Here is an 11,563-nt window from a genome sequence, read left to right on the forward strand (position 1 = left end):
ATCCGGGCCTCGCCTGTAGGGGGAGTCGTAGGTGGCGCGGTTCGGCCGGCTACGGAGTTCTCAGCCGCCGCGAAGGGGTGCCGAGTGGCGGTTCTGTCGTCCGCGCACAGTAAGATTGAGGGCGAGACGAAGACCCGACAATGGTGCGACGGGCGCGGGCCCCCACAGGCCCGAGATCATTGTCCCACGTCGGGTCGAGCCGATCGCGATCCGCGGGCATCCGCGGCGACCGGCGCTTCGGCCCGTGCCCCGGTTCACGCCCGGTGCCGGTCCGCGCGCCGACGTCGCGTCCTGTCCGCCGAACCCGCGCCTGACTCGCCGCTTGCGGCGCTGGCGGCGCGAGAAAGTGGCCGAGGGTGGCAGCGCAGGACAAGCAGGAGTACGGCGCCGAGTCGATCACGGTCCTCGAAGGGCTGGAGGCGGTCCGCAAGCGGCCGGGCATGTACATCGGGTCGACCGGCGAGCGAGGTCTGCACCACCTGGTGTGGGAGGTCGTCGACAACGCGGTGGACGAGGCGCTGGCCGGTCACTGCGACACCATCGACGTGGTGCTGCTGGCCGACGGCGGGGTCCGGGTCACCGACAACGGGCGGGGCTTCCCTGTCGACCTGCACCCCAAGTTGAAGAAGCCCGGCGTCGAGGTGGCGCTCACGGTGCTGCACGCCGGCGGCAAGTTCGACGGCAAGGCGTACGCCGTCTCCGGCGGTCTGCACGGCGTCGGCGTGTCCGTCGTCAATGCCCTCTCCACCAGGATGGCGGTGGAGATCCACAAGTCCGGCTTCGTCTGGCGGCAGCAGTACGCCAACTCCAAGCCGTCGCCGCTGGAGAAGGGCGAGGCCACCGACCGCACCGGCTCGGCTGTCACCTTCTGGCCCGACGCCGACGTCTTCGAGACCGTCAACTTCGACTTCCAGACCATCTACCGCCGCCTCCAGGAGATGGCCTTCCTCAACCGGGGCCTCACCATCCACCTGCTCGACGAGCGGGTCTCGGAGGGCGAGGAGGGCAAGCCCCGCGAGGTCACCTTCTGCTACAAGGGCGGCATCGCCGACTTCGTCCGGCACCTCAACGCCTCGAAGAACCCGATCCACAAGACGGTGGTCGAGTTCGGCGCCGAGGAGGAGGGCATGTCGGTCGAGATCGCCATGCAGTGGAACGAGTCGTACGGCGAGTCGGTCTACACCTTCGCGAACACGATCAACACGCACGAGGGCGGCACCCACGAGGAGGGCTTCCGCGCGGCGCTGACCAGCGTGGTCAACCGCTACGGCGCCGACAAGAAGCTGCTCAAGGGCGACGAGAAGCTCTCCGGAGAGGACATCCGCGAGGGCCTTGCCGCGATCATTTCGGTCAAGCTGGCGAACCCGCAGTTCGAGGGCCAGACCAAGACCAAGCTCGGCAACACCCCGGTGAAGAGTTTCGTGCAGCGGGTCTGCAACGAGTGGCTGGTCGACTGGTTCGACCGGAACCCGGCCGAGGCGAAGATCATCATCACCAAGGCGTCCCAGGCCGCCCGGGCCCGGATCGCCGCCCAGCAGGCGCGCAAGCTGGCCCGCCGTAAGTCGCTGCTGGAGTCCGGCTCGATGCCGGGCAAGCTGGCCGACTGCCAGTCGACCGACCCGCGCGAGTCCGAGGTGTTCATCGTCGAGGGCGACTCGGCCGGCGGCTCGGCCAAGCAGGGCCGTGACCCGCGTACCCAGGCGATCCTGCCGATCCGCGGCAAGATCCTCAACGTGGAGAAGGCACGGATCGACCGGGTGCTGAAGAACAACGAGGTCCAGGCGCTGATCACCGCGCTGGGCACCGGCATCCACGACGACTTCGACATGGAGAAGCTGCGGTACCACAAGGTGGTGCTGATGGCCGACGCCGACGTCGACGGCCAGCACATCCAGACGCTGCTGCTCACCCTGCTGTTCCGCTTCATGCGTCCGTTGGTCGAGCTGGGGCACGTCTACCTGGCCGCCCCACCGCTCTACAAGATCAAGTGGAACAAGAAGGGCGACGACGCGCAGTACGCGTACTCCGACCGGGAACGCGACGGGCTGATCGCGCTGCGCCAGCAGAAGAAGCCCAACGCCAAGCCGGACGACATCCAGCGCTTCAAGGGCCTCGGCGAGATGAACTATCCCGAGCTCTGGGAGACCACGATGAACCCGGCGACCCGCACCCTGCGTCAGGTCACGCTCGACGACGCCGCGGTCGCGGACGAGTTGTTCAGTGTGTTGATGGGTGAGGACGTCGAGGCGCGCCGCTCGTTCATCCAGCGCAACGCCAAGGACGTCCGCTTCCTGGACATCTGACGGAGCCGGCGGGCCGTCCGGCCGTCCACCGGTGGCCCGCCGATCCACAGAGTTATCCACAGCACGGCCGGTTTCCACAGCGGTTATCCACAGAACGAAACCGACTCTGATTCTGATAAGGGTTAACAGTGACCGATACCCCCGAGTCCACCCCGAGCGAGCCCGAGGTCCCCGAGACCCCCGCCGCCGCAGTCGTGGCGCACGATCGGATCGAGCCGGTCGGGCTCGAGGTGGAGATGCAGCGCTCCTACCTCGACTACGCCATGAGCGTCATCGTCGGGCGGGCACTGCCGGACGTCCGGGACGGGCTCAAGCCGGTCCACCGCAAGATCCTCTATGCCATGTTCGACTCCGGCTACCGGCCGGACCGCGGCTACGTGAAGTGCTCCCGGGTCGTCGGCGACGTGATGGGTCAGTTCCACCCGCACGGTGACTCGCCGATCTACGACGCGCTGGTCCGCATGGCGCAGCCCTGGTCGCTGCGCTACCCCCTGGTCGACGGCAACGGCAACTTCGGCTCGCCCGGAAACGATCCGGCCGCCGCGATGCGCTACACCGAGTGCAAGCTCGACCCGCTGGCGATGGAGATGATGCGGGACATCGACGAGGACACCGTCGATATGCAGGACAACTACGACGGCCGGGCCAAGGAGCCCACCATCCTGCCGTCGCGGATCCCGAACCTGCTGATCAACGGCTCCGAGGGCATCGCGGTCGGCATGGCCACGAAGATCCCGCCGCACAACCTGCGGGAGATCGGCGCGGCGGTGCAGTGGTGCCTGGAGAACCCCGACGTCGACGAGGCGACGACCCTCGACGCGCTCATCGGGATCGTCAACGGGCCGGACTTCCCGACCCACGGCCTGATCGTGGGCACCCAGGCGATCCAGGACGCCTACCGGACGGGCCGTGGGTCGATCCGGATGCGGGCCGTGGTGGAGGTCGAGGAGGACAAGCGGGGCCGGCCCTGCCTGGTGGTCAGCGAGCTGCCGTACCAGGTGAACCCGGACAACCTGGCCGAGCGGATCGCGGAGCTGATCAAGGAGGGCAAGCTCGCCGGTATCGCCGACATCCGGGACGAGTCCTCCGGGCGTACGGGCATGCGGATCGTGCTCGTGCTCAAGCGCGACGCGGTCGCCAAGGTGGTGCTGAACAACCTCTACAAGCACACCCAGCTGCAGGAGACGTTCGGCGCGAACATGCTGGCGCTGGTCGACGGCGTGCCCCGGACGCTGAACCTGGCCCAGTTCATCCGCTACTACGTCGAGCACCAGATCGAGGTGATCCGGCGGCGGACGGCGTTCCGGCTGCGCAAGGCCGAGGAGCGGGCACACATCCTGCGCGGTCTGTCAAAGGCGCTGGACGCCCTGGACGAGGTCATCGCCCTGATCCGGCGCTCGCCGACGGTGGAGGACGCCCGGCAGGGCCTGATCCGGCTGCTGGAGATCGACGAGATCCAGGCGACCGCGATCCTGGACATGCAGCTGCGCCGGCTCGCGGCCCTGGAGCGGCAGCGGATCCTCGACGACCTGGCCAAGCTGGAGGTGGAGATCGCCGATCTCAAGGACATCCTGGCCAAGCCGGAGCGGCAGCGGCGGATCGTTTCGGAGGAGCTGGGCGAGATCGTCGCGAAGTGGGGCGACGAGCGGCGTACGAAGATCGTGCCGTTCGACGGCGAGGTCTCGATGGAGGACCTGATCGCCCGCGAGGACGTGGTGGTCACGATCACCCGCACGGGGTACGCGAAGCGGACGAAGGTCGACCTGTACCGCTCGCAGCGGCGTGGCGGTAAGGGCGTCAGCGGGGCCACGCTGCGGCAGGACGACATCGTCAGCCACTTCTTCGTGTGCTCGACGCACGACTGGATGCTGTTCTTCACGAACAAGGGCCGGGTGTACCGGGCCAAGGCGTACGAGCTTCCGGAAGCCAGTAGGGTAGCCAAGGGCCAGCACGTGGCCAATCTGCTCGCGTTCCAAGCGGATGAGCAGATCGCGCAGATCATCGAAATCCCGAACTACCAGGTGGCCCCCTACCTGGTACTGGCCACGAAGAACGGCCTGGTGAAGAAGACGCGGCTCGAGGAGTTCGACTCCAACCGTTCCGGCGGAGTCATCGCGATCAACCTGCGCGATGAGGACGAGCTGGTGGGTGCTGCCCTCGTCGCGCCGTCCGACGATCTGCTGCTGGTTTCGAAGAACGCGCAGGCGATCCGCTTCAACGCCACGGACGAGGCGCTGCGGCCGATGGGTCGGGCCACGTCGGGTGTGATCGGCATGCGGTTCAGCGACGAGGACGTCCTGCTGGCCATGGAGGTGGTCCGCGAGGGGCTGGACGTCCTGGTGGCCACGAACGGGGGATACGCGAAACGCACTCCGATCGAGGAATACCCGGTGCAGGGCCGGGGAGGTAAGGGCGTGCTGACTGCGAAGATCACCGAGCGACGCGGTGGTCTGGTCGGCGCGGTGGTGATCCATCCGGACGACGAGCTGTTCGCGATCACCAGCAACGGTGGCGTCATCCGAACTCCGGTGAAGCCTGTACGCCGTACGCGTGACCGGAACACAATGGGGGTCAAGCTGATGGACCTCCCAGACGGCGTGACTATCGTGGCGATTGCTCGCAATGCCGACGAGCCTGACGAACAGGACTAGTTGATGACGGAGACACAGGCGAAGTCGGGGAACAAGGGGACCTCGGCCAACCCGGTCGACGAGGAGGCCGCCGCGAAGAGCGGCGCACCAGCGACCGGCCGCGCGGCCGTGGGCCGGGCAACCGTCCCCGCCGACGCGCCTGCCCCGAAGTTCACCCGGGCGCCCGGTATGGCGCCGCCGCCGGACTCCCCCGGCGACGACTCCGGCGCGAGCGACAAGACCGAGACATCCGGCATCGACGCGCCCGCCTCCGCGGCGGCTCCGGCCGTGGCGGCGGGCAGCGCGGCCCGTCCGGCGACCACCCAGCCGATCAGGACCGGCGGCGGGCAGTCGGCGGCGGGCAGCGCCGTCACCGGCACCCTGCCACGCATCGGGGGCGGCGCCACGGCGAAGCCGCAACCGGACGGCGCCCGTCCGGCCGGCACCGGCCGTCCCGTCAGCGGCGGCGGATTGCCGCCCGGGGTGGCCGGAGCGGCGGCAGTCGGGGCCGCCCGCGTGGGTGACGCGGTACGCGCCGCGCGTACCTCGGTCGGCTCGGCCGCGTCGCGCGGGCCCCGCCGGGCCCGGCTGAACCTCAAGCGCATCGACCCGTGGTCCGTGATGAAGTTCGCGTTCGCCGTCTCCGTGGTGCTCTTCATCGTGGTGGTCGTGGCCACGTCGGTGCTCTACCTGGCGTTGGACGCGATGGGCGTGTTCCAGAGTGTCAACGACAGCCTGACCGACCTGGTGGCCGCCGGCGGGCAGAGCAACAGCGGTTTCCAGATCACCGCCAAGGGTGTGATCCTGAGTTCCGCCCTGATCGGCCTGGTCAACGTGGTCCTGTTCACCGCGCTGGCCACCCTCGGCGCGTTCGTCTACAACGTCTGCGCCGACCTGGTCGGCGGAATCGAGCTGACGCTCGCCGAGCGGGACTGAGCGCGTCCGAGCGGAACTGACCGTGTCCGACGCCGGGGCCGTGCCGCGTAAAGCGGTCGCCCCGGCGTCGTGCGTCCGGGTAGTTTCGGGGGTACGGCGAGGCGGGCGACGCTCGGCGGGCCCCGATTTGGGGCGCGGCGGGCGGATGCGTTAACCTTGGCCGTCGCTACGCGGGGCTATAGCTCAGTCGGTTAGAGCGCAGAGCTGATAACTCTGAGGTCGCTGGTTCGATTCCAGCTAGCCCCACCGCACATCGTTCCGACGGTTGTCGAGCGCAAGGGGTCGCCCCATGTTCAAGAAGCTTCTGATTCTGGCCGGCGTCGTCGGTGTGGCCGCCCTCGTCGTTCGAAAGGTCAAGGCTTCGAACGACGAGCGCGCACTGTGGCACGAGGCGACCACCGCTCCCGACCTGCGCTGACCGTCTCCCCGACGGGCAGCCCCGGGCGGTTCCGCCCGTCCTCGGGGCCCTAGCTCAACTGGCAGAGCACTGCCTTTGCAAGGCAGGGGTTAGGGGTTCGAGTCCCCTGGGCTCCACCGAAACGGATACCCAAACGGACGGGTCCAAGATCTGCCTAGATGCAGGTCATGGCCGGTGTGCCGGCAGCACTGCCATGCCCGAGTCCCTACTCCAGGCAGTGCAGCGAGTGAGTTCGCCCAGCGCCGTCATGTGGCTCCCACCACCGCTCAGCCGGTCGAAGTTCAGGGAGCATCGAGCCGCTGTCCGGCAAGGGGCGGCGCATGTCTCCGACGGGCTTTCGGGCACGCCGGGACGAGTTCGTCCGATCACACCTTGAGGACGTCCACGTCGTACAGCGCTATCGACGCGTCGCGGGTGGCCAGGGTCAAACTCTCGGTGATTGCCTGCGCCACCAGCATGCGGTCGAAGGGATCGCGGTGGTGGGGTGGCAGGCGGCCGGCGGCGATGGCGTGGGCATGGGTTACCGGGAGTTCACGGAAGCCCATGTCCCTTACCCGCTCGGCGAGGTCAGGGGGTCCTGCAAGCTTTCCCGCGCTCTGCTTGATGGTGATCTCCCACAGAGTGACCGGGGAGAGAAAGATGTCTGGCTCGTGGCGTAGCTGGTCGAGGAACTCGGTGCCGAGGGTTGCATCGCCGGTGATGGCCCAGAGCGCGACGTGAGTGTCCAGCAGCAGGGTCATGCGCCGATGCCGAAGTCAGCGGCGATCTCGGCGTTGGTCTGGGGGGAGTCCCAGTCGCCTGAGAGGTCCAGTTGCCCGGCGAGGGAGCCGACTGCGGTGCGGTTGGCCCGTCGTACAAGCGGCACCACCTTCGCCACCGGGGTGCCTGCCCGGTCGATGATGATTTCTTCGCCGCGTTCCACCCGTTCGATGATGCGTGACAGGTGGGTCTTGGCATCATGCATGTTGTAGTGCACGGCTTCAGCCGACATCATTCGACCTCCTCGTTTAGCTAACAGCTTAGCCAACTTGACCCGATGTCGTCACCGGTGCACCGGATGAGCTGTGCAAACTCATCGGTAGCGGGTCACCGGCGATCGTGGCGGTGTGGTTCGCATGGACGACAGGCGATGTCCGCGACTGGTTACGGGCCCTGCGTCAGACCGACCCGGCGGCGTACCGGTCAGTGAACGCAGCGATCGACATGCTCGCCGAGACCGGCCCGGGCCTGGGGCGTCCGCTGGTCGACACTCTCCGGGGTTCGAGCATCAGCAACCTCAAGGAGCTGCGGCCGAGATCCGGCCGCGACGTCGCCATCCGGCTTCTGTTCGTCTTTGACCCCTTGGTCGCAGGCGGTGCTGTTGGTCGCCGGCAACAAGGCCGGAGACTGGACGCGGTGGTACGAGAACGCGATCCCGATCGCCGAGGTCGCCTACGAGGGTTGGCTGGCCTTCGAGAGGAAACGGAGGGAGGGCTGATGGTCGACTTCCATGACTGGGACGACATCCGCGCCGAGTTGCACGACGGGGACGACGACGCGCTCGACGCCGAACGCGCCCGCACCGAGGCGTGGGTCAGCGCGTTCCACCTCGCCGAGGAGCGCAAGCGTCTCGGTCTCACCCAGCGGCAGGTGGCCGAGCTGATGGGAGTCACGCCCGGTCGGGTGAGCCAGATCGAAAACGGCGACCTGGACGCCAACGAGGTGGCGACCCTCAGCCGGTACGCACGAGCGCTCGGCGCCCGGATGCGGATCATCTTCGACTACGGCAGCGACCTCCGTCAGATCGCCTGATCCCCACGAGCCTCAGCCGACATCACGTACGACGAGGCGAGTCGTTCCGGCGAACCGCACCGGTCGGCAAGCCGAGGTCATCGAGCACCGATCGGCACCCGCAGGCTGGGCAAACCTAGGGGCAGCGGGTCGCCGGAGATCGTGGCGGCGCGGTTCGCATGGTGGTGCCTCCGGCCCACCAGCACTTTCCTTGGTTGATCTCGACCCCGAGTACAGCCAAGCTCCTCGGGCGGTTCCCTCTTCGCCGAGCACGCGACCGATGGCCGAGGCGGCCGGACGAGCCCGCGCCGGTAGGACGTGCCCGTAGGTGTCGGCCGTCATCCGAATCGTGGAGTGCCCGAGCAGTTTCAAGACCGTCCGCAGCTCCTTGCCCTGGACGAGGAGGAACGTGGCGAACGCGTGCCGCAGGTCGTGCAGGTGCAGCCACTCCAGACTGGCCCCCGAACGCAGCTGCTCAAAGCGACGGTTCACGTTCCGCGGTTTCCATCTGGCGATGCTCGCCGGTGCCAGCTTGCCCCACAGGCCGGCCAGGAACTGCTGCACTTCCCGAGGCGTCAGCCGATCGAGCTTCACCCGACCAGCCCCGGCGCCAGGTGCTTCGTGGCTGCCCATCGGTAGCGCGTCAGCTCGAGGGACGAGTACCGTCATGCGCTTTCACTTCGTGCAGCCTTCTCTGAACCAGGCTTCCAGCGTCCGAGGCGGCGCGGTGGGGTCAACGCCCAGGCTAGTGGCGTCGATGGTCGGCCTCGTCGGCACCGGAAGCGCCGTCATCAAGCGCGGTTGCGGAGTGTAGGGCCACCCGTTCGGATCAGATGCGACATTTGGAAAGCTTTGAAAGCTTTTGTGGTGATAGTTAGTAGTTTGGGCCGATTCATGATGGTCGGCTAGGGGCGCTACGTACTTCCTACACCGACTCCGACCCCGACCCGGACGCGGACGAAGCTGCCGGTCACCGGTGACTCGCTCGGCCAGTCCGTCAATCGTCGTGCCGGCCGCGCTCGGCGGCAGCCTGCTTCTGCTCGGAAGCATGCTGATGGTTCTTATCCGACGCCGGTAGGGCGAGACGCGCGGCTAAGCTGAGCCACGGATAGCAGCTGAGTTCATCCATGGATCCAGTACTGGGCCGAAGGTGACTTCGGCCCAGTACTCGCCTGCTCACGCACGGAAACGGAAAGGCCCACCGGCGGTGCCCCCGGTGCGGGCAGGCTAGCGTCGTGGGGTGAGCACCGGATCTCCGCGCGTCCTGCCCGCCGGGAGCGGCATTGCCGAAGCGGCCTCGGTCCTGCGGGCCGGGGGGCTGGTGGCGTTTCCCACCGAAACCGTCTACGGGCTGGGCGCGAACGCCCTCGACGCCCGCGCGGCGGCCCGGATTTTCGAGGCCAAGCAGCGGCCGAGCTTCGACCCGCTCATCACCCATCTGGCCGACGCGGCCGACCTGACCGCGCTGGTGGGGCCGGTGCCGGGGGCGGTGGCCGCGTTGGCCGAGCGGTTCTGGCCCGGGCCGTTGACGCTGATCGTGGACCGCCCCGCCGCCATCCCGCCGATCGTCACCTCCGGGCTGGAGACGATGGCGGTGCGGGTGCCGGACGAGGCGTCCGCGCGGGCGCTGATCGCGGCGGCCGGTGTGCCGGTGGCCGCGCCGAGCGCCAACCGGTTCGGCCAGCTCAGCCCGACCCGCGCCGAGCATGTGGTGGCCGGGCTGGGCGGTGCGGTCGACGTGGTGCTCGACGGCGGGCCGACCCGGTGCGGCATCGAGTCGACCATCGTGGACGCCCGGGGCGGGCAGCCGGTGGTGCTGCGGCTCGGCGCGCTTGCGGTGGAGGCCCTGGAGGAGGCGGTCGGCCCGGTGACCGTACGCCCGGGCAGTTCCGGTCAGCCGGTGGCACCCGGGACGCTGGCCGCGCACTACGCTCCGCGTACCCCGTTGCGGGTGGTGGGCGGCGCGGAGCCGGCGGCCGGCGACGGCATCCGAAGGGGGCTGTTGGCCTTCCGGGAACGCCCGGCGGGCGGCGACTGGGCGGCGGTCGAGGTGCTGTCCCCCGGCGGTGACCTGACGGTGGCCGCGGCCCGGCTCTTCGACGCGCTGCACCGGCTCGACGCGGCCGGGGTGGCGGAGATCGTCGCGGAGCGGGTGCCGGACGTCGGCGTGGGTCGGGCGGTCAACGACCGGCTGGGGCGGGCGGCGGCGACCTGGCGGCCGGGCGGCTGACCCGGGACGTATGGCCGGCGGGGCCGGGGTAGGAGAACGGCAACGACCCCCGAAGTGAGGCGTGCGCCGATGCCGACCGCACGACCGCTGGCGAGCGGGCCCAAGGCCAGGCGGTGACCGTCGGTGCCGACGACGCCGCGGAGATCCTGCGCACGATGGGCGGGCACAGGGTACGCCGGCTGTCGGTCATCGACGGGCACGACCTCGTCGGCATCGTGGCCGTCGCCGTCGTGGACCGGTCGCTGCCGGAGCGTCCGGTGGGTGATCTCGTCGAGGCGATCTCGGAGCGCGCCTGACTAGACGAGCGCGGCCGGCCGGGGCGTGCCTCTCGGTCGGGTGGGTCGTCGTGGGCTGGGGTGTGTCAGGCGGGCGGAGCGGGACGGGAGCCGTCGGTGACCGCCGCCGGGGCGAGGGGAAGGGTCTCGCCACGGCGGATGGTCCGGATCCGGTCGCCGAGGCCGCGTCGCCGGGCCTCGGCGAGGAACTGGCCGAGGGGCGAGCGGAAAACCGGGTAGTCGTCGTAGTGGATCGGCACGGTGAGCCGGGGCTGCACCAGCTCGGTCAGGTCGATGCCCTGTTCGGCGTCCATGGTGAGCAGGACGCCGGCGATCCGGGTGCCGCCGAGGTGGATAAGCATGGCGTCGATGTCCGGGTACCGCTGTGGGATCTCGGCGAGCAGCGGCCGGTTGAGTGTGTCGCCTGTCACGTAGAGCCGGAACCGGCGGGTGCCGTCGCGCTCCAGGTCGATCATCGTGCCCATCACGTCGGGCAGGAGCAGATCGACAGCGCCGGGTCCGTGCTTGCCGGGCATCGAGGTCAGCCGCAGGGTGCTGCCGTCGCGGTGCAGTTCCCGGGTACGCCACGTCGGCAGGCCCTCGGCCGCGCGGAATCCCCAGCGGCGCAGCTTTCGTTCGGCCGAGGGTGTGGTGACGATCGGCAGTTCCCGGTCGAGTTCCCGGCGGGCCACCCGGTCGAAGTGGTCGCCGTGCAGGTGGGACAGGACGACCGCGTCCAGCGCCGGCAGTTGGGCGATCTCCAGCGCCGGGTCGGTGCGCCGACGTGACCACAGTCCCCGGCCGAGGTACGCCCGCTGCCCGCGATGCAGGAAGTTCGGGTCGGTGAGCAGGGTGAACCCGCCGACCCGCAGCACCGTCGTCGCGGTGCCGACGAACGTGACCTCGGGCTGTTCCCTGATCATCAATGCCACCTCCAGCGCCTGTTCGCCCGTACCCCGCCGTGCGCGTCCCATGCGGCCCACCACCCCGGGGCTTTGCGC

At 69.1% G+C, this 11,563-nt stretch carries 11 protein-coding genes, 2 tRNA genes and 1 pseudogene; 10 read left to right on the forward strand and 4 right to left on the reverse strand.

Features of this window, described 5'->3' with window-relative positions:
• The first annotated feature begins 356 nt into the window (after nt 1–356).
• The 6 genes from gyrB to E1258_RS24360 all read left to right on the forward strand — a co-directional run bounded on the left by gyrB (nt 357) and on the right by E1258_RS24360 (nt 6,403).
• Nucleotides 357–2,303 (forward strand): DNA topoisomerase (ATP-hydrolyzing) subunit B, encoded by a 1,947-nt coding sequence (gene gyrB, locus E1258_RS24340; RefSeq protein ID WP_007073831.1) that lies wholly within the window; start codon nt 357–359, stop codon nt 2,301–2,303.
• 128 nt (nt 2,304–2,431) lie between these two features.
• Nucleotides 2,432–4,954 carry a DNA gyrase subunit A gene (gene gyrA / locus E1258_RS24345; RefSeq protein ID WP_132405210.1) on the forward strand — a complete coding sequence of 841 codons (2,523 nt, stop codon included), beginning with the start codon at nt 2,432–2,434 and terminating at the stop codon, nt 4,952–4,954.
• Nucleotides 4,955–4,957: 3 nt separating this feature from the next.
• On the forward strand, nt 4,958–5,869 hold the full coding sequence (locus E1258_RS24350) for a DUF3566 domain-containing protein (protein WP_132405212.1): 912 nt from the start codon (nt 4,958–4,960) through the stop codon (nt 5,867–5,869).
• 172 nt (nt 5,870–6,041) lie between these two features.
• A tRNA-Ile gene (locus E1258_RS24355) sits at nt 6,042–6,115 on the forward strand.
• A gap of 43 nt (nt 6,116–6,158) precedes the next feature.
• Nucleotides 6,159–6,287: a DLW-39 family protein gene (locus tag E1258_RS35135; RefSeq protein WP_232290182.1), complete on the forward strand. Its 129-nt coding sequence runs from the start codon at nt 6,159–6,161 to the stop codon at nt 6,285–6,287.
• A 43-nt stretch (nt 6,288–6,330) separates the two neighbouring features.
• Nucleotides 6,331–6,403: transfer RNA gene (locus E1258_RS24360), tRNA-Ala, on the forward strand.
• Between the two features lie 249 nt (nt 6,404–6,652).
• On the opposite strand, the gene E1258_RS24365 is transcribed toward E1258_RS24360, so the two are convergent.
• Together E1258_RS24365 and E1258_RS24370 are read right to left on the reverse strand one after the other, a co-directional pair.
• Nucleotides 6,653–7,027 carry a type II toxin-antitoxin system VapC family toxin gene (locus E1258_RS24365; RefSeq protein WP_132405214.1) on the reverse strand — a complete coding sequence of 125 codons (375 nt, stop codon included), beginning with the start codon at nt 7,025–7,027 and terminating at the stop codon, nt 6,653–6,655.
• The gene (locus tag E1258_RS24370) at nt 7,024–7,278 is read right to left on the reverse strand and encodes a type II toxin-antitoxin system Phd/YefM family antitoxin (protein WP_132405220.1); all 255 of its coding nucleotides are present in this window, start codon (nt 7,276–7,278) and stop codon (nt 7,024–7,026) included. The genes E1258_RS24365 and E1258_RS24370 overlap by 4 nt, the downstream gene beginning before the upstream one ends.
• A gap of 104 nt (nt 7,279–7,382) precedes the next feature.
• Here E1258_RS24370 and E1258_RS24375 point away from each other — a divergent pair.
• Both E1258_RS24375 and E1258_RS24380 read left to right on the forward strand, forming a co-directional pair.
• Nucleotides 7,383–7,764: pseudogene (locus E1258_RS24375) on the forward strand (type II toxin-antitoxin system RelE/ParE family toxin).
• Nucleotides 7,764–8,078, forward strand: a complete 315-nt coding sequence (locus E1258_RS24380; protein ID WP_132405216.1) for a transcriptional regulator — start codon at nt 7,764–7,766, stop codon at nt 8,076–8,078. Before E1258_RS24375 ends, E1258_RS24380 begins: the two are co-directional and overlap by 1 nt.
• A 12-nt stretch (nt 8,079–8,090) precedes the next feature.
• Here E1258_RS24380 and E1258_RS35140 read toward each other — a convergent pair whose 3' ends face one another.
• The gene (locus tag E1258_RS35140; protein ID WP_243715656.1) at nt 8,091–8,651 is read right to left on the reverse strand and encodes a tyrosine-type recombinase/integrase; all 561 of its coding nucleotides are present in this window, start codon (nt 8,649–8,651) and stop codon (nt 8,091–8,093) included.
• 670 nt (nt 8,652–9,321) lie between these two features.
• Between E1258_RS35140 and E1258_RS24390 the strand changes: the two genes are divergently transcribed.
• A complete protein-coding gene (locus E1258_RS24390; protein WP_132405222.1) occupies nt 9,322–10,287 on the forward strand; it encodes an L-threonylcarbamoyladenylate synthase in 966 nt (321 codons plus the stop codon).
• A gap of 113 nt (nt 10,288–10,400) precedes the next feature.
• Nucleotides 10,401–10,583 carry a hypothetical protein gene (locus E1258_RS24395; RefSeq protein WP_243715657.1) on the forward strand — a complete coding sequence of 61 codons (183 nt, stop codon included), beginning with the start codon at nt 10,401–10,403 and terminating at the stop codon, nt 10,581–10,583.
• Nucleotides 10,584–10,648: 65 nt separating this feature from the next.
• Here E1258_RS24395 and E1258_RS24400 read toward each other — a convergent pair.
• Nucleotides 10,649–11,563 (reverse strand): MBL fold metallo-hydrolase (locus tag E1258_RS24400; RefSeq protein ID WP_371688681.1); only part of this gene is annotated, 915 nt, incomplete at its 5' end.

Source organism: Micromonospora sp. KC207 (genome assembly GCF_004348615.1).
Lineage (GTDB): Bacteria > Actinomycetota > Actinomycetes > Mycobacteriales > Micromonosporaceae > Micromonospora.

Coding starts and splice junctions, on each gene's coding strand:
- E1258_RS24380 (WP_132405216.1), top strand. CDS start 7,764: ATGGTCGACTTCCATGACTGGGACGACATCCGCGCCGAGTTGCACGAC.
- E1258_RS24365 (WP_132405214.1), bottom strand. CDS start 7,027: ATGACCCTGCTGCTGGACACTCACGTCGCGCTCTGGGCCATCACCGGC.
- E1258_RS24370 (WP_132405220.1), bottom strand. CDS start 7,278: ATGTCGGCTGAAGCCGTGCACTACAACATGCATGATGCCAAGACCCAC.
- E1258_RS35135 (WP_232290182.1), top strand. CDS start 6,159: ATGTTCAAGAAGCTTCTGATTCTGGCCGGCGTCGTCGGTGTGGCCGCC.
- E1258_RS24350 (WP_132405212.1), top strand. CDS start 4,958: ATGACGGAGACACAGGCGAAGTCGGGGAACAAGGGGACCTCGGCCAAC.